Genomic DNA, 15,674 nt, shown 5'->3' on the forward strand with positions numbered 1-15,674 from the left:
AGCTGCCAGGTCATTAAAGCTGAATGACATTGCAGCCAGGTAGCGATTAACAGGACGTCAAAAACCCCACCAATAGCGCAGTTTCTTACGCAGTTTCAAAGAGCGGATCAGGTTGTAAGGTTTCGCTTTAAGGTGATCACGGCCTTGCTCGATGCACTGCAAGGTTGCATCCAGCACCCGCTGCGAAGATTTGCCATCCGCATAGGGGTGTAATTGCGCTACCGCATTGCTAATTTTTTCGGCCAACGCGCTTTTTGTCTCAAGCGCCTGTTGGAGCATTTTCCGCAATTGTGACGGCTCACTAAAATCCAGTAAATGTGGATCTGGCTGAGAATTGGCAAAAGTAACCACCGGCTTATTGAGCAGAGCAAACTCGGTAATAATAGATGACGTATCGGATACCATAACATCAGCACATTGCAGCAGACCGGCAATTTCCTGTGTTTCCACCACGTTTAAATTGGCGTTTTCAATGTCCCGATATTGTTGTTGCCAGTGTGCATCCATTTTGGGATGAAACTTTACCAACCATTGCCACTGTCCGGTTTCCGACAATGCTTTAATTTGCTCAAACAATGCCGGAGCGCTGGTTAAGGCTGGGGAAAAAGTAGGTGCGAACAAAATTACCGGTCTTTGGTCTCGCTCAGGCCAGTGATAAGGTTTAGCGTTAAACAAGCTATCTATCTTGGGCCAGCCGGTTTCTATTACATCAAAATGGCGATGTGGTTGCGCTAGTTCATTAAATTTTTTGGTAAACAATGGTCCCTGAGTGCAATAGAGATCAAACATGCCGCGAATGCGAAAATGGCCCTTTTTCTTCCACTCAAAGCCGTGAAACAACTGCACTTTCAGACCGGGGATAAAGTCTGGCACCAGATTTCCGGGAATATACACCGCATCGGGATTAAACGCTTTGACCGCCGGCACATCGGGTAGCAGGGTTTCATCTTCAGCAAAATAGCTCAGATTGACATGATCCCCCTCTACAAACCAGGCCACCTGAAATCCACGTTTTTTTATCTCTGCCTGTAGTGGTCGTAAAATTTCAAATGCATAGTTTTCGGAGATATACATGAGAAATCGCCGCATTACTCAATCTCCTTAATCACTTCGATGATCTCAGTGGTGGAAACCGATGGCGTACGCGGCAGATACACCACCTCACAAATATCTTTAAACTCATCAAACCGGCCTACCCAGTCATCCCCCATCACTAGTACATCCGCTTTGGTCTCCAGGATGTACTGGCGCTTTGCCTCCAGGGAGTGCTCCACAAAGACTTCGTCGACAAACTTTAAGGACCCAATGATTTCCATGCGATTGTCCAGTGAATACACCGGATTACGACCTTTTTTACTGAAGTTGAGTTCATCGGAGGACACCCCGACAATTAAATAATCCCCCTGTAATCTGGCCCGTTTTAATAATTTAACGTGACCAACATGAAAAACGTCATAGGTTCCAAAGGTGATTATTCTACGCACTCGTTACTCGCCAGTTAATAAATCGAAGGGAAAGTCCCCGCCGAAAAACACAAGGTTCAGCCTTGCCGGAACCGGTAAGAATAGCAATTCACCGGGGTGGAGAAAAGTCAGAAATGTCGCCCAAATGATGATAGCACTTTAACCCTGAGTACTTCCTGTTAGAATTGGCGGCGCATTGCACCCAGAGGATGAAACGTGAAGCGGTTAACTTTCCTGATTTTATTGAGTTTGAACGGCCAGGTATTGGCCAAAGGCGTATCACCGTACCTGCCAATCAATCTGGCACCGGAAGTGGAGCTACAAATTGAAAAGCTGATGGCAATGACCGGTGATACACCACTCACCAGACCTTATAAAGCCACTGAATTACTGAGCCGATTAGAAACCATTCGGGACTATCACCCGGTTTTACACAGTCGTCTGACGGCTTATCTGGAACGTTATACCGAAACCATGGCCAATACCCACAGAGCGCTGGCTTTGTCGGTGAGCGATGAAAACACCCGACATCAGGAAAACAACCGGGGCGTGCAACACAATACCAATGTGGAAGTCTCAGCTGCCGGGCACATCTTTTTCAATCCCTATATTTATTTAGCGGCCGGAGCGAGCTATAACGATGAAAGCGGCAAGGCGGCCACTAATACCCATCTGAGTCTGGGCAATGAATACCTGCAACTGGACATGGGTTTTCGCGATCATTGGCTGTCGCCCATGCAGGATTCTGCAATGTTGTTAAGCACACATGCAGAAAATCCGCCATCAGTCACCCTCAGTAATTCTAGCGGGATAACAGATTTTAATATTCGCTACGAACTTTTTTATGCCAAATTTGATGAGCGAACTAACGTTAATAGTCAGGGATTGATAACCGCCGGTAAACCTGAGCTGACCGGCATGCATTTCAGTTTCAGCCCTGTGGAACGGCTGTCCATCGGACTGACACGCACCTATTACTTTGGCGGAGGCAACCGGGACGGTGGCTTTGGCATCGGTCTTAAGGGACTGTTTACCCCCTCGTCATTAGAAGATAACGCACAAGACAACAACGAACAGGGCTACGGGCAAACGGCACTGAGTGCGAAATGGAATATCGGCTTAGAAATGCCTCTGTCGGTTTACGCCGAACTTGCCCAGTATCAGCGGGATGCCCTCAGTGGGGCCGATGATACAGGCAACGCCATTTCCCTGGGGGTATTTATGCCGGTATTGTTTGAAACCATGTCGTTGCGCTACGAAATTACCGACCGGGATTCGGGCTGGTATCAGTCGGCTTTCTACGAACAGGGTTATAGCAACAAAAACGTGCTGTTAGGCCACTGGAGTGCCGATGAATTTGGCACCAGCATCAGTCCAGAGGCACTTACTCATCATGTCATGATGGACTGGGAACTGTTTGATGATCAACAGTTAGCCATCAAACTGACCCACCAAAGTATCGAAAACACCGCAGGATTGTCTGACACCTTCCAGATGAATGCCCGTTACAGCTTTGCCACGCAATATGGTTTCTGGGGTCTGGATGGTACTGTTGGCCGCGATGCCTTTGGTGAAAACTACAACCGCCTGAGCGCCTTTTACCGCTGGTAAATTTTTCGCTGATGGCTAAATTTGAAATCTTTCACATCTGTCAGCAATCAGGCTAAGCTAGACATTTAAGGATAACGGTAGAGACCCTATGAAAACAGCTGCACTTTATCCCGGCACTTTTGACCCCATCACCAATGGTCATGCCGACCTCATCGAGCGCGCTGCCAAACTCTTTTCCCGAGTCACGGTAGCCATTGCGTCAAATCCCAGCAAAAAGCCCTTATTCAGCTTAACTGAGCGGGTAGAGTTAGCGCAAAAAGTCACCGCACACCTGGGCAACGTCAACGTTGTGGGCTTCCAGGGACTGCTGGCGGACTTTGCCAAAGAACAAAATGCCAACGTACTTATCCGGGGGCTACGGGCAGTTTCCGACTTTGAATACGAATTTCAGTTGGCCAATATGAATCGTCGCTTAAATCGCAATCTGGAAAGCGTGTTTTTGACCCCGGCTGAAGAAAACTCTTTTATCTCATCCACCCTGGTGAAAGAAGTGGCTCTGCATCGCGGCAAGGTTGATGAATTTTGCCATCCCATCGTACAGGACGCCCTGTATCAGAAGTTCCACAGCGAAGAATAAGCCAGTTTATGCCAGAGCTTCCGGAAGTCGAAACGACAAAACGCGGCATATCGCCTCACATTCTGAACAGCAAGATAACTGATGTTATTGTGCGTCAGGCGTCGCTGCGCTGGCCTGTTCCGGATAATATCCGGATATGCTTACAGAGCAAAACCGTCACGGCCATCGAACGGCGGGCAAAGTATTTGTTGTTGTTTTTGGATAATAATCCGCAACAGGCGTTGCTGATACATCTGGGGATGTCTGGCAGCTTGCGGATCACCAGTCAATCTGACGCCATACTCAAACACGATCATCTGGATATCGCTTTTGCAGATGGGCAGATACTGCGCTACTCAGATCCGCGCCGCTTTGGTTGCATACTGTGGCTGGATACGCCACCAGCAGAACACAAACTACTGAGTCACCTGGGGCCAGAGCCCCTGTCAGAGGCCTTTAACGGCGATTATCTGTGGCACAAGTCCCGTGCCAAATCCGTGGCGGTTAAACAGTTTGTGATGGATCAAAAAGTGGTCACAGGCATCGGTAATATCTATGCCACAGAAGCCTTATTCACCGCCGGTATTCACCCTAACAAACCCGCAGGAAAAGTCTCAAAAAGTAAATACAGCCTTTTTGTCGATGCGGCAAAGCATATATTACAACGCTCCATTACTCAGGGTGGAACGACGTTAAGAGACTTTGTTGGCGGAGATGGTAAACCCGGGTATTTTGCCCAGCAGTTGTTAGTTTATGGTCGCAAAGGCGAACCTTGCCCGCAGTGTGAAACGACGTTAAAAGAAGTTCGCTTGTCTAATCGCAGCTCGGTGTATTGCCCGGCTTGCCAGAAGTGAAACCGTCAGAGGCTCGCTATCAGGCGGGCCAACTACACAAACGCCTGTCGCATGCCCTGGCCATCTGGCTTATGTGGCAAGGTGTCTGGCATCTGGCCTTTGAATACGTCATCCGCTACCCACAATACCCCATTGCGCTACTGGTAAGCATAAAACTGATTACAGAACTGCTGTTTTACGCTTTGCTGGCAATTTGGTTGTGCCGTGACCATAGCGCTAACCGCCTGTTTAAAATAGCCTTATTAATAGGACTGTTAAGCGTGTTTTTGTTAACGCTAAGACAATGGCTTAAAAACTGGGGAATAGAGTTATAAGGCTGGAATACGGTCAACCGGAAAAAGCTTGTCTGTTGCCACGTCTTGCGCCAGATAAAACCGTCCGTCAGACTGCAGCAAGGTACCGTTAGCCACGGAGTAAAGCTGAAATACACGCTTTTTGTCTTCACCTGCTAATAACACAGATACGATGTAAGGCGCTTGCTCAGGTGCAACATTGGTTTGCTGCACTTCCAGCATCGACCATTGCTCTGATAGTGGTACAAGGCTATTGATAGCAATATCCTCTGCCCCCTTAACGCGCCAGTCCTGTCCAATACGCTCCAGTCGGACAAACCCGAAATCGAGACTCATTATTACGCTGTAGGCTGGAAACACCGGAATGACCTCGTTTGAGGGCTGCTCGCCTTCATTGATCATGTCGTTGCTGAGTGTAAACAGGTACACCATAAACAACATCGCCAGGATCACTACATTGTTCCAGGCCCGTTGACTGAGTCTAAGCATAGCGGAGGTTATTCGTTTGCATTTACAGGCAGTGTAGCGCCTGCACAGAAAAAGAGAAGTTTTTCAGCAGGATAACGCAAAAAACCCGGCTTAAACCGGGTTTTTCGGGAGACAAAAACCAAAAAGATTACTTAATCTTTGCTTCCTTAAAAAGCACGTGTTTGCGAACAACTGGATCATACTTTTTGATTTCCATTTTGCCCGGCATGTTACGCTTGTTTTTGTCTGTCGTGTAGTAATAGCCTGTGTTAGCTGTAGATACTAATTTGATTTTATCGCGCATTACTCAGACTCCTTAAACTTTTTCGCCGCGAGCACGCATTTCAGTTAATACTGAATCGATGCCTTTTTTATCGATAATACGCATGCCTTTAGTAGAAACACGCAGTTTAACGAAACGGTTTTCAGACTCAACCCAAAAACGGTGAGATTGTAGATTTGGCAAAAAGCGACGACGCGTTGCGTTGTTCGCGTGAGAACGGTTGTTACCTACCGCAGGGCGTTTGCCAGTAACTTGACATACTCTGGACATTGTTGTTGTCTCCAAAAATTACTTACTTTACCCGACCTCATATATCCGACATTCAGCCGCTGGTCAGAAGATGCTCATACAAGAGGGCGCACTTTATACAGTATAAAAACGCCAGATTCAAGTAAAAGTTAGTATAAAGGGCTATTTTCAGCACTTTAGGCTGTATTTAACCGTTATAACATTCCGCGCTCTGCCATCGAGGTATGACGCCCGTCGCCCACCACAATATGGTCTAATACCCGAATATCCAGCAATGCCATGGCGTCAACGATACGTTGCGTAATTTGCCGGTCTGCGCTACTGGGCTCTGAAATACCGGACGGGTGATTGTGTGCCAAAATTACCGCCGCGGCGTTGTGAGCGATAGCCAGTTTCACCAATTCCCTGGGATAGACCGGCGCGGCATTAATAGTACCAAAAAATACCGGCTGAAAATGCAAAAACTGATGCTGTGAATCCAGCAACAGAATAGCAAAAACCTCCTGGGTGTAATGGGTCATACGACGGCTGATAAAGTCCATGGTATAAGCAGACGAAGTAAACTGCGGTTTTTGCTCCGGATCAGATTCAAAATAACGGCGTGATAACTCCAGTACTGCCTGCAACTGCACAAATTTAGCGGTACCCAATCCCTTAGCCTGACAAAAATGCGGGTGACTGGCTGCCATCAACCTTTTTAATGAACCAAACTCGGCTAATAATTGCCTGGCCAAATCCACTGCATTAAAACCGGGAATCCCGGTGCGCAAAAAAATAGCTAAGAGCTCCGCGTCAGAAAGCGATTGAGGGCCCAGATTGAGCAGTTTTTCACGGGGTCTTTCGGCCTCTGGCCATTGTGACATTTTCATAGATACATTCCATGTAGTGTTAGTGCTAATTATTATGAAAAATAGTACGGGTTACCGATGAATAATAATTATTATCAAAGCAGTTCCTCTGCTTTCATGGTAATCTACATAATTAGTCGAAAAAGAACAATAGTATTTCTGCTATGGGATCCTTGCTCAACACCAATATCTTATTGGGCGTAACCGGGGGTATTGCCGCCTACAAAACCCCCGACTTAGTTCGAAAATTGAAGGCTAAAGGTGCTAATGTACGGGTTGTATTAACCCAGTCAGCGAAAGAATTTGTCTCCCCTTTATCGCTTCAGGCGGTTTCTGGCAACAGCGTTTCCGACGATTTGCTGGACCCCGCGGCAGAAGCCGCAATGGGTCATATTGAGCTGGCCAAATGGGCCGACCTGCTGATCATTGCACCGGCCACGGCCAATACCATTGCGAAACTGGCCCACGGCCTGGCAGACGATCTGTTAACCACTCTGGTACTGGCAACTACCGCCCCTGTCCACATTGCCCCAGCCATGAATCAACAAATGTGGCACGCCACAGCGACTCAGGACAATCTGGCAATACTCGGCCGTCGTGGCGTCACTATTATTGCCCCCGATCAGGGTGAACAGGCCTGTGGCGATGTGGGACCCGGACGCATGCCGGAACCTCAGGACATTGCGGATCGGTTAGACGAGCTGCCGGCGCAAGGATTGCTGCAAGGGGTCAAAGTTGTTATCACCGCCGGACCAACGCGGGAACACATCGATCCGGTGCGTTACATGAGCAACCACAGTTCTGGCAAGATGGGTTATGCTGTCGCTTCGGCAGCTCAGCAGATGGGCGCCTCTGTCGTGCTGGTTTCCGGACCGGTTAATCTGCCTCCCCCATCAGGTGTAACACTGCAAAAGGTAACCACCGCAGAAGAGATGCTCGCTGCCGTTATGGCCGAAACCCAGGACTGTGATATCTTTATTGGCTGTGCCGCTGTCGCCGATTATCGACCCAGCCAGGTAGTTGATCAAAAAATCAAAAAGAGCAATACTGAGTTAACACTTACTTTTGTTAAGAATCCCGATATACTGGCATCTGTCGCGGCTCTCCCCAGGCCACCTTTTACCGTAGGCTTCGCCGCAGAAACTCAAAATGTTGCACAATATGCCAAAGATAAACTGGCTCGCAAAAAGCTGGATTTAATTGCAGCCAATGATGTTTCACGCCAGGATATCGGCTTTAACAGCGAGCAAAACGCCCTGACCCTCTACTGGGCCAACGGTGAAAAACAATTGGATAAAGCCAGTAAGAGCCAAATTGCGATGCAATTGATGGCATCAATTACACAACAGTATCACCAGAAAAAACAATAACATGCACAAGATTGACCTTAAAATTTTAGATCCCAGACTGGGAAACGAGTTTCCACTTCCGGAATACGCGACACCAGGATCGGCCGGTATGGACCTGCGAGCCTGTCTGGACGCTCCACTGACATTAGCGCCTGGGCAAACCGAACTCATTCCCACCGGACTGGCTATGTACATCGGTGATCCGGGGTTGTGCGCCACCATTTTACCGCGTTCCGGACTGGGCCATAAAAAAGGTCTGGTGCTGGGCAATTTAGTCGGTCTGATTGATTCTGATTACCAGGGACAGCTTATGGTGTCGGTCTGGAATCGGGGTCAGCAAAGTCAGGAAATAAAGCCTGGCGAACGCATTGCGCAACTGGTTATTCTGCCGGTGATTCAGGCGCAGTTTGAAGTTGTTGAAGAATTTACAGAAAGCGAACGGGGTCAGGGGGGCTTTGGCTCGTCTGGCACACATTAATTCAGGGACACGATTTATTCCAGGTTATTACTATGCCAGCTACTCGTAAGAACAATCGCAAAGCGCAAATATTACAATCACTCGCCGTCATGTTAGAAACCCACCATGGGCAACGCATCACAACCGCCAAGTTAGCCGAAAAAGTCGGTGTTTCTGAGGCCGCGTTGTATCGTCACTTTCCCAGCAAAGCGCGGATGTTTGAAGGGTTAATAGAGTTTATTGAAGAAACCTTGTTTAGCCGCATCAATAAAATCGTTGATGAAGAAAAAGATACCGGAAGTCGCTGCCAGCTTATCCTGCATCTTATTCTGGGCTTCGCTGAGAAAAATCCCGGGATTACCCGAATTTTAAATGGCGATGCCTTGCAAGGCGAACAGGAGCGTTTACGCACCCGCATCGCGCAATTGTTTGAACGCCTGGAAACCCAATTGCGACAAATACTGAGGGAGCGCAAATTGCGCGAAGGCAAAGCCCTGCCCGCTGATGAAACCTTGATCGCCAATATTCTCATCTGTTACGTAGATGGCCGCATCAACCAATTTGTGCGTTCAGAATTTAGTGCCAGACCGACTGATGGCTTTGGTGCGCAGTGGAAGTTTATGCGGGAACGCTTTTTTGGCTAACCGGATACCATCCTGAAATCACCAAAAAGGGCTGCAATTGCAGCCCTTTTTATGTGCTTAATGCCCTCTACCTTGATTAACGACCAAAGGTATTACCAAAGAAGCTGTCGGCATTCCAGGTGGGTTTATTGTCCTGATTTGCAATGGTCTGGCCGATCTGGATGTTCACTTCGGCAAACTTAACTGCCGCTTTCCAGTTAAACTCGTCCGAGTACTCATCGCAGGGCTTGTGATAACACTTACCAAAGAACTCCCCGAATTTCTTGCCGCCGTCCACTTCGGGATCAACTGCGGTCCAGCCAGGGATAACAAATACCGAGGGCACACCTTGCTTTACAAAGCTGTAGTGATCCGAACGGGTAAAAATCGCCTGATCCGGCATAGGATCCGGTCCCAACGTCAGATCGTGATATTCGGCAGCAGCGGTCACTGAGGCTTTCAGACTGCTGTGCTCCGCACCAAAAGCAATAACATCAGCAAATTCATAGGTCAGTACCGGCATATCCAGATTGACATTAGCCACGATAGATTCGATGGGTACTGTGGGGTTTTGCGCATAATAGTCTGAGCCCAACAGGCCTTTCTCTTCACCGGTGACCGCTACAAACAGGATAGAACGCTTGGGTGCCGGTGCCTGCGTCAACAGACGGGCGGTTTCCAGCAGTACGGCTGTACCACTGGCGTTGTCCAGGGCGCCGTTGTTGATTTTGTCTTCTTCAACCGTTTTAGCAATACCAATGTGATCGTGATGGGCCGAAAACGAAACGTACTCAGCGGCTAATGTCGGATCACTGCCCGGTAAGATGGCCACCACATTCGGGCTGGTGATCTCTTTGAATTCGCTTTTCTTGCTCAGCGCGATACTGGATTTCATAGCGAAGGCTTTAGGCGACTTGTCTTCTTCCAGCTCAGCATAGATATCGTCAAGCGTCATCTGCTCATCGGCAAATAACATTTTGGCTGTATCCGGGCTCAGTGAAGCCCCATTTTTAAGCTCTGCAAAGGTATTGGCGGGTGTGCCATCGTCTTTCAACCAACGCACTCTGGGCACGTGGATGTAACTCAGGGAGCGCTCATAAGGTCGGGCCTTTTCACTGCGCGGCGTGGGGATCACTATGGTGCCCTTAGCGCCGTTTTCTGCAGCGTATTTGCCTTTCTGATAACCGGATGCAAAGTGTGCCCCTTCCTCGCTGGGGAAAGACTGAGGCTTGCCGGACAGCATCACCACAATTTTGTCTTTTACATCAATATCGGCATAGTCGTTGTGATTCAGCTCTGGCGCAATAATGCCGTAGCCCACAAACACCAGGTCACCGGTAACCTCAGCCACTTCAGAGGTTGAACTTGGGCTGACCAGAAATTCCTTGGGATACTTTAGTTCCGTAGTTTCGCCACCTTTGTTCAGCAGAAACCTGGGCGAGTCCTGATCCAGAAATGACTGGCGGAATGTCACCCGCTGCATGTAAGAGCCGTTATCACCGGCGGGTTGCAAACCATATTGTTCAAATTGCGAGGCAATATATAAGGAGGCAATTTCTAACCCTTTTGAACCGGTATCGCGGCCTTCCAGCAAATCGTGAGATAAAAAGCGTAAATGGGCTTTTATGCGATCTTCATCAGCCTGCAACATTTCCGCATGACCCGGGGCGCTCAGCAGCGAACCCAGTAACAGATAGAGTGTAAATCTTAGTTTTTTCATAGAGGTTTATTCTTTCAAGAAACGGTTATTTTTCTGGCCTGTCAGACCTTGTTATACAGGAACTCCCTGGTTCCTACATTATGGCATAAGTTTATCTTTTTCCAGCTTGACAGTCATTGTTGATAATTTATCCTTAGAGAACAGCTGTTCTTAGGACCTGCCGATTTTGTCACAGGTCTTTTATGCCTGTAGCGCTGTTGCACAATTAAAACGCGTTTGTATAGAACAAAAATCATATTAGAAAGGTCAACAGGCCCTTCCAGGAAACGACAAATGGCGAGAAGACCACAATATAATGTCGACGAAGTATTAACAGAGGCCATCCAGATATTTCTGGAGCATGGCTTTAATGGCGCGGTCATGGATGAAATCATAGCGCGCACCGGCTTTAACCGACGCGGCTTTTATCTGGAATTTGGCTCCAAGCAACAGTTCCTTTATCAGGTGCTGGAGCACTATCAAAAAACGGTACTGCATCAGGCCATCAGTCATCTGGAGAACAACAAGGGACTGGTTTCTATTACGGCCTTCTTCAAGCAGTATATCGCGCTGGTGAAAGGCAAAGGTTGCCTGTTGGTCAATACAGTGACAGAGTTAGGTTTTGATGACAAGCAAGTCAAAAGTATTGGCCGGCACTATATCGACCAGCTTGAAATTGGCTTTATTGGCTGCCTTGAGCGCGCCATCGAGCACCAACAGGTGCGCGCAGATATCAATATTGAAGCCACGGCATTACAACTTTGTAATTACGTGCAGGGTTTTGCGGTAACCGGAATCCTGGCGGGTGCCACGGATGAACTGGAATTAGCCACAGAGGCGTTATTAGGGCCACTGGCCGCCTAGAAGGTTTATATGACAGAATTTAAGCGTGCTCGCGGAGCAAAAGAAAAAGAAGTCAGACGCAAGGCCATACTGGCATCGGCGATAAATCTGTATCAAAACAACCCCGGCGTCTTACCCACTACCGCGCAAATTGGTAAAGATGCGGGGGTAGCCAAAGGAACGCTGTATCTGTATTTCCGCAGCAAAGAAGAAATTTTTCTCGCAATTCTGGAAGAGTATCACCTCAACTGGCTGAAAACCTTTCACAAATACGGTCAGCTTGATGAATCTATTATGCTGACGTTATTAGACACGGGCTGTGCCTACATGGAAGAGAACCCGGTATTCATGCAATTAGCCTGTATGAGCACCAGCGTGATCGAACAGAATGTCGATTACAAAGTGCTGCTGGCCCACAAAAATGAACAGGCCAAAGCCACAAAAGCCGCAGCCCGATCCATTTCGGCCATGCTGCCTACGCTGGAAGAAGAAGAAGCCGCTGCGCTCATCGTACGCAGTTATGCAATGCTCCTGGGCTTGTGGCAACTGTCTCACCCTACCGATAACATTGCGAAAGTCCTGATGTCTCCCAGCCTGCAAGTTCTGAAACCCGATTTCAGCACCTCGGCCCGACATGCTTTGGAGCAGTTGTGGCGAGCCACCATCATCAATAATAAACCGGAAAAAAGTGGTATCTGGAAAAAGCTGTTTTCTTCGTGATGATCTCTTGAAAAGTTCAAAATTAGCGCCATTTCCAGGCTAACCTTAATTTACAGCACTGATTGCACGACCTCACAGGTCGGGCGGAGAATATGAGCGAAAAACAACCATTATACCGAATTCAGTTTATTGCCAACAATGAACGTTACGAGCTTTATGTTCGTGAATTAACTCAGGGCAGCTTATTTGGTTTTATCGAAATCGGTGACTTTGTCTGGGACAATCACACCAGTCTGGTAGTGGATCCCAGCCATGAAAAGTTAAAATCAGAGTACGCCAATGTAAATCGCACTTACATTCCGCTGCACAGCGTATTAAAAATTGATGAAGTCAACAAACAGGGAACCGCCAAAATCACTGACCTGGGCGATAAGGTTACGCCCTTTCCCTCTCCGATTTACACCCCAAAAAACTAATTCCTTCACGCTGAATTGGTATTTCGCGGCAGGTGGCTTACACTAGGCCATCTGCAAATTAACCAAATAATAACAATGAAACATCTACTGTTAATCCTGCTACTACTCGGTGGCAGCAGCTTTGCTGCGGAACAAGATAAACTGGATAAATTATTAGAGACTATCTGGACATGGGAACTGCAAAATAGTCCGGTAATGGCCACCCGATTTGGCGTAGAGCAGGAAACCGGTCAGCTGGCGGATCTCTCCCCGGAAAACCTGGCCAGGCAACAACAGCAAGCCTTGCAATTCATGCAACAGTTAAACGCAATAGATAAGGCGCAACTGGATGTATCAGCCCAGATATCCCACTCCATTCAGACATTGCGCCTGCAAAATCACATCGATGAATATCGTTTTAATGGGCATTATTTGCCCTTTACTTCTGAATCTGGCTTTTACAGTAGTTTGGCATTTTTGCCCAATACCCATAAATTTAACAGCGCTGCGGACTTTGAATTTTATCTGCAACGGCTCAGCGATTTTCCCCGCTACTTTGAACAACAAACTCACTGGTTAAAAGCGGGCCTTAAATCCGGAATGACTCAGCCCAGAGAAGTGCTGGATATCGTACCTCAGTTGGTAAAAAACTTTATTCATGAGAACCCAACCGAAAGCCTTTACTACAAGCCTTTTGCGAAAGAGTCCGTAGCCTTTTTGGATAATGCACAATGGCTGGCCTTGCAAAAAGAAGCGCAACAGGTGATCTCCAACAAGGTGATTGTGGCCTATCAAAAGCTGCATGTTTTTCTCAATGAACAATACCTGCCTGGCGCTAAACAAACCTTAGGGGCAATCAGCTGGCCCGATGGTGACGCTTATTATCAAAATCGTGCGGCGTATTACACGACAACGAATCTGACGGCTGATGAAATCCACCAGCTGGGATTGAGTGAAGTAAAACGCATTCGCGATGAAATGCAGCAGGTTATTGCAGCCCTGGAATACGAAGGTGAACTGGCCGACTTTATTCACTTCCTGAGAACAGATCCGCAGTTTTACGCCAAAACCGAAGATGAACTTCTGCGTTATGCTGCCTATTTGTCCAAACGCATTGATGCCAAACTGCCTAAGCTGTTTTCCTACTTGCCCAGAACCCCTTATGGTGTGGCTCCGGTGCCGGAAAATATCGCGCCGAATTATACCACCGGGCGCTACATATCCCCCTCCAATGATACCGAACCGGGTTATTACTGGGTAAACACCTATGCACTGGATAAGCGCCCACTGTATGCGCTGCCGGCACTGACATTGCACGAAGCCGTGCCGGGTCATCACCTGCAAATTGCGTTGTCACAGGAGCTGGAGGATTTACCCAATGTCAGACGCTACACCTATATTTCAGCATTTGGTGAGGGTTGGGGCCTGTATTCAGAGTACCTGGGCAAAGAAGTGGATTTTTACGAGACCCTGTATGATGAGTTTGGTCGTTTGAGTTATGAGATGTGGCGCGCTACCCGACTGGTAGTGGATACCGGCATTCACACCAAAGGCTGGACCCGTCAGCAAGCGGTGAACTACATGTTGGAGAATACCGCTTTATCAGAGCACAATGTGCGTACCGAAGTGGACCGCTACATTACCTGGCCGGCTCAGGCCCTGTCTTACAAAATTGGAGAGCTAACCATAAAGCGCTTAAGAGGATCAGCAGAAGACAGACTGGGTGATAAGTTTGATGTGCGTGAATTTCACAAGGCTGTCCTGGAGCATGGCTCTGTACCACTGACAACGCTGGAAACCAACATTGAACGCTTCATAACAACGCAACTTGGCAAAAATCAGTAAGTCTGGTTGAGTTTCCGTTCAGTTTAATTAGAATTCAGGGCGATACGATGAAAATTGTATCACCCTAATGTTAGCGTCAAAGGTAAATAAAAATGATAGCAGCTGTCTCCATAATCATGTTTATGGTGATGTTCCTGATTTATTTTGTTGTGAAAAATCAAACCATGGCAAAAGAACTCAGAGAATTTCGATATCTGGCTCGTACCGCCGAAAACAAATCCAAATTTGCACTGGTAACCGTAGACTCTCTGGCAGCGCAAATCCAAAAGATGCTCAGCAGCCAGCTGGATTCTGCGCAAAAACGCGGACTGATCAAGGGCGAGCAATATGAAAAAACAGCAGCCATCTTTAAGTGTTTTGAGTCGGTAGTCATGCAATGTTGTGAACATGGCTCAACGGTTGAAGAAGCCCTGAAACGCAACCTTACCAGCGACGGAAAAACCCTGGACGATATCAGAAAGTTTATTTCAGAAATGCCTTCCGAAGTGCGGGTTCCCTGGGTTAAAAATGATGTTGGCAGCTTTGTGATCGCCTGCACCAACATCATCAACCACTTTATGAACCCTACGTCTAAAGCAGAGCCTGCGGAAAAAACCGAAGCGGGCTGAATAAATTCGCTTGTTATCCTTCCAGCTTTTTCAGTAATGCCTGCGCTTCCTGTTCAGGTACCGGCATTACTGACAAGCGCGCGCCTTTTTTAACTAAAGCCAGCTCCTGAATTTCCGGCATGGCTTTTATCTCAGCCAGTGACAGGAGCTGGTCGTATTGCTGTTTGAACTTGATATCCACCCGATACCAGCGAGGATTATCGGTTCTGGCTTTGGGATCATAGTATTTGGCTTCCGGGTCGAACTGGGTGCCATCCACATACCCCTCTTTCACCACTTCCGCCATGCCCACAATTCCCACGTGCTTGCAGCTGGAATGGTACATAAACACCTGGTCGCCCAGCTTAATGTCATCCCTTAAAAAATTGCGGGCCTGATAATTTCGCACCCCATCCCAGGGTTCCGTCTGATTGGGACGCGCCGCTAAATCATCAATGCTGAAAGCATCCGGTTCAGTTTTAAACAGCCAATATTGCATATTCACACTCTCACGTAAGTAATGATAATGCC

20 protein-coding genes are annotated in these 15,674 nt (G+C 47.8%); 12 read left to right on the forward strand and 8 right to left on the reverse strand.

Going from position 1 to position 15,674, the window contains the following annotated elements; translation table 11 throughout:
• Positions 1 to 57: 57 nt before the first annotated feature.
• The gene (locus AC0J20_RS05575; RefSeq protein WP_473020937.1) at positions 58 to 1,089 is read right to left on the reverse strand and encodes a CDP-glycerol glycerophosphotransferase family protein; all 1,032 of its coding nucleotides are present in this window, start codon (positions 1,087 to 1,089) and stop codon (positions 58 to 60) included.
• A complete protein-coding gene (locus AC0J20_RS05580; RefSeq protein WP_229529681.1) occupies positions 1,089 to 1,484 on the reverse strand; it encodes an FAD synthase family protein in 396 nt (131 codons plus the stop codon). Before AC0J20_RS05580 ends, AC0J20_RS05575 begins: the two co-directional genes overlap by 1 nt.
• A gap of 195 nt (positions 1,485 to 1,679) precedes the next feature.
• Here AC0J20_RS05580 and AC0J20_RS05585 point away from each other — a divergent pair, with 195 nt between their 5' ends.
• From AC0J20_RS05585 to AC0J20_RS05600, 4 genes are all read left to right on the forward strand, one after another.
• On the forward strand, positions 1,680 to 3,074 hold the full coding sequence (locus tag AC0J20_RS05585; protein ID WP_229529680.1) for a capsule assembly Wzi family protein: 1,395 nt from the start codon (positions 1,680 to 1,682) through the stop codon (positions 3,072 to 3,074).
• A gap of 88 nt (positions 3,075 to 3,162) precedes the next feature.
• Positions 3,163 to 3,651, forward strand: a complete 489-nt coding sequence (gene coaD / locus AC0J20_RS05590) for a pantetheine-phosphate adenylyltransferase (protein ID WP_473020938.1) — start codon at positions 3,163 to 3,165, stop codon at positions 3,649 to 3,651.
• A gap of 8 nt (positions 3,652 to 3,659) precedes the next feature.
• Positions 3,660 to 4,484 carry a bifunctional DNA-formamidopyrimidine glycosylase/DNA-(apurinic or apyrimidinic site) lyase gene (gene mutM, locus AC0J20_RS05595; RefSeq protein WP_473020939.1) on the forward strand — a complete coding sequence of 275 codons (825 nt, stop codon included), beginning with the start codon at positions 3,660 to 3,662 and terminating at the stop codon, positions 4,482 to 4,484.
• On the forward strand, positions 4,472 to 4,798 hold the full coding sequence (locus AC0J20_RS05600) for a hypothetical protein (RefSeq protein ID WP_229529677.1): 327 nt from the start codon (positions 4,472 to 4,474) through the stop codon (positions 4,796 to 4,798). The genes mutM and AC0J20_RS05600 overlap by 13 nt, the downstream gene beginning before the upstream one ends.
• Here the strand turns inward: AC0J20_RS05600 and AC0J20_RS05605 are convergent.
• The 4 genes from AC0J20_RS05605 to radC all read right to left on the reverse strand — a co-directional run bounded on the left by AC0J20_RS05605 (position 4,793) and on the right by radC (position 6,646).
• On the reverse strand, positions 4,793 to 5,266 hold the full coding sequence (locus AC0J20_RS05605; RefSeq protein ID WP_473020940.1) for a hypothetical protein: 474 nt from the start codon (positions 5,264 to 5,266) through the stop codon (positions 4,793 to 4,795). The two genes, AC0J20_RS05600 and AC0J20_RS05605, sit on opposite strands and share 6 nt — an antisense overlap.
• Positions 5,267 to 5,393: 127 nt before the next feature.
• On the reverse strand, positions 5,394 to 5,549 hold the full coding sequence (gene rpmG, locus AC0J20_RS05610; RefSeq protein WP_229529675.1) for a 50S ribosomal protein L33: 156 nt from the start codon (positions 5,547 to 5,549) through the stop codon (positions 5,394 to 5,396).
• A 12-nt stretch (positions 5,550 to 5,561) separates the two neighbouring features.
• The gene (gene rpmB, locus AC0J20_RS05615) at positions 5,562 to 5,798 is read right to left on the reverse strand and encodes a 50S ribosomal protein L28 (RefSeq protein WP_229529674.1); all 237 of its coding nucleotides are present in this window, start codon (positions 5,796 to 5,798) and stop codon (positions 5,562 to 5,564) included.
• Between the two features lie 173 nt (positions 5,799 to 5,971).
• Positions 5,972 to 6,646, reverse strand: coding sequence for a RadC family protein (gene radC / locus AC0J20_RS05620; protein WP_473020941.1), 675 nt, complete (start codon positions 6,644 to 6,646; stop codon positions 5,972 to 5,974).
• Between the two features lie 143 nt (positions 6,647 to 6,789).
• On the opposite strand from radC, the gene coaBC reads away from it, so the two are divergent.
• The 3 genes from coaBC to slmA are packed head-to-tail and all read left to right on the forward strand — an operon-like array spanning position 6,790 to position 9,075.
• Entirely contained in the window at positions 6,790 to 7,995 is a 1,206-nt protein-coding gene (gene coaBC / locus AC0J20_RS05625) for a bifunctional phosphopantothenoylcysteine decarboxylase/phosphopantothenate--cysteine ligase CoaBC (protein ID WP_473020942.1), read from the forward strand.
• A 1-nt stretch (position 7,996) separates the two neighbouring features.
• Positions 7,997 to 8,452: a dUTP diphosphatase gene (gene dut, locus AC0J20_RS05630; RefSeq protein WP_229529671.1), complete on the forward strand. Its 456-nt coding sequence runs from the start codon at positions 7,997 to 7,999 to the stop codon at positions 8,450 to 8,452.
• Between the two features lie 32 nt (positions 8,453 to 8,484).
• Positions 8,485 to 9,075 (forward strand): nucleoid occlusion factor SlmA, encoded by a 591-nt coding sequence (slmA, locus tag AC0J20_RS05635; RefSeq protein WP_229529670.1) that lies wholly within the window; start codon positions 8,485 to 8,487, stop codon positions 9,073 to 9,075.
• A 76-nt stretch (positions 9,076 to 9,151) separates the two neighbouring features.
• Here slmA and AC0J20_RS05640 read toward each other — a convergent pair whose 3' ends face one another.
• Entirely contained in the window at positions 9,152 to 10,774 is a 1,623-nt protein-coding gene (locus tag AC0J20_RS05640) for a M28 family metallopeptidase (RefSeq protein WP_377307065.1), read from the reverse strand.
• Positions 10,775 to 11,047: 273 nt separating this feature from the next.
• On the opposite strand from AC0J20_RS05640, the gene AC0J20_RS05645 reads away from it, so the two are divergent.
• The 5 genes from AC0J20_RS05645 to AC0J20_RS05665 all read left to right on the forward strand — a co-directional run bounded on the left by AC0J20_RS05645 (position 11,048) and on the right by AC0J20_RS05665 (position 15,164).
• Positions 11,048 to 11,617 carry a TetR/AcrR family transcriptional regulator gene (locus AC0J20_RS05645; protein WP_229529669.1) on the forward strand — a complete coding sequence of 190 codons (570 nt, stop codon included), beginning with the start codon at positions 11,048 to 11,050 and terminating at the stop codon, positions 11,615 to 11,617.
• A 9-nt stretch (positions 11,618 to 11,626) separates the two neighbouring features.
• Positions 11,627 to 12,316: a TetR/AcrR family transcriptional regulator gene (locus AC0J20_RS05650; protein WP_229529668.1), complete on the forward strand. Its 690-nt coding sequence runs from the start codon at positions 11,627 to 11,629 to the stop codon at positions 12,314 to 12,316.
• A gap of 92 nt (positions 12,317 to 12,408) precedes the next feature.
• Positions 12,409 to 12,732: a DUF1820 family protein gene (locus tag AC0J20_RS05655; protein WP_229529667.1), complete on the forward strand. Its 324-nt coding sequence runs from the start codon at positions 12,409 to 12,411 to the stop codon at positions 12,730 to 12,732.
• A 75-nt stretch (positions 12,733 to 12,807) separates the two neighbouring features.
• Positions 12,808 to 14,556: a DUF885 domain-containing protein gene (locus tag AC0J20_RS05660; RefSeq protein WP_473020943.1), complete on the forward strand. Its 1,749-nt coding sequence runs from the start codon at positions 12,808 to 12,810 to the stop codon at positions 14,554 to 14,556.
• 92 nt (positions 14,557 to 14,648) lie between these two features.
• Positions 14,649 to 15,164 (forward strand): hypothetical protein, encoded by a 516-nt coding sequence (locus tag AC0J20_RS05665; RefSeq protein ID WP_229529665.1) that lies wholly within the window; start codon positions 14,649 to 14,651, stop codon positions 15,162 to 15,164.
• Positions 15,165 to 15,177: 13 nt separating this feature from the next.
• Here the strand turns inward: AC0J20_RS05665 and AC0J20_RS05670 are convergent, their stop codons facing one another.
• Positions 15,178 to 15,642, reverse strand: a complete 465-nt coding sequence (locus tag AC0J20_RS05670; protein WP_473020944.1) for an EVE domain-containing protein — start codon at positions 15,640 to 15,642, stop codon at positions 15,178 to 15,180.
• Between the last annotated feature and the right edge of the window lie 32 nt (positions 15,643 to 15,674).

The sequence above is a fragment of the Planctobacterium sp. R6 genome, assembly GCF_055755215.1.

Excerpts from the sequence above, each read along its gene's own strand:
- AC0J20_RS05665 (WP_229529665.1), top strand. The coding sequence starts at position 14,649 with ATGATAGCAGCTGTCTCCATAATCATGTTTATGGTGATGTTCCTGATT.
- mutM (WP_473020939.1), top strand. The coding sequence starts at position 3,660 with ATGCCAGAGCTTCCGGAAGTCGAAACGACAAAACGCGGCATATCGCCT.
- coaBC (WP_473020942.1), top strand. The coding sequence starts at position 6,790 with ATGGGATCCTTGCTCAACACCAATATCTTATTGGGCGTAACCGGGGGT.
- AC0J20_RS05575 (WP_473020937.1), bottom strand. The coding sequence starts at position 1,089 with ATGCGGCGATTTCTCATGTATATCTCCGAAAACTATGCATTTGAAATT.
- rpmB (WP_229529674.1), bottom strand. The coding sequence starts at position 5,798 with ATGTCCAGAGTATGTCAAGTTACTGGCAAACGCCCTGCGGTAGGTAAC.
- coaD (WP_473020938.1), top strand. The coding sequence starts at position 3,163 with ATGAAAACAGCTGCACTTTATCCCGGCACTTTTGACCCCATCACCAAT.
- AC0J20_RS05645 (WP_229529669.1), top strand. The coding sequence starts at position 11,048 with ATGGCGAGAAGACCACAATATAATGTCGACGAAGTATTAACAGAGGCC.
- slmA (WP_229529670.1), top strand. The coding sequence starts at position 8,485 with ATGCCAGCTACTCGTAAGAACAATCGCAAAGCGCAAATATTACAATCA.
- dut (WP_229529671.1), top strand. The coding sequence starts at position 7,997 with ATGCACAAGATTGACCTTAAAATTTTAGATCCCAGACTGGGAAACGAG.
- AC0J20_RS05660 (WP_473020943.1), top strand. The coding sequence starts at position 12,808 with ATGAAACATCTACTGTTAATCCTGCTACTACTCGGTGGCAGCAGCTTT.
- AC0J20_RS05650 (WP_229529668.1), top strand. The coding sequence starts at position 11,627 with ATGACAGAATTTAAGCGTGCTCGCGGAGCAAAAGAAAAAGAAGTCAGA.
- AC0J20_RS05605 (WP_473020940.1), bottom strand. The coding sequence starts at position 5,266 with ATGCTTAGACTCAGTCAACGGGCCTGGAACAATGTAGTGATCCTGGCG.
- AC0J20_RS05655 (WP_229529667.1), top strand. The coding sequence starts at position 12,409 with ATGAGCGAAAAACAACCATTATACCGAATTCAGTTTATTGCCAACAAT.
- AC0J20_RS05640 (WP_377307065.1), bottom strand. The coding sequence starts at position 10,774 with ATGAAAAAACTAAGATTTACACTCTATCTGTTACTGGGTTCGCTGCTG.
- radC (WP_473020941.1), bottom strand. The coding sequence starts at position 6,646 with ATGAAAATGTCACAATGGCCAGAGGCCGAAAGACCCCGTGAAAAACTG.
- rpmG (WP_229529675.1), bottom strand. The coding sequence starts at position 5,549 with ATGCGCGATAAAATCAAATTAGTATCTACAGCTAACACAGGCTATTAC.
- AC0J20_RS05670 (WP_473020944.1), bottom strand. The coding sequence starts at position 15,642 with ATGCAATATTGGCTGTTTAAAACTGAACCGGATGCTTTCAGCATTGAT.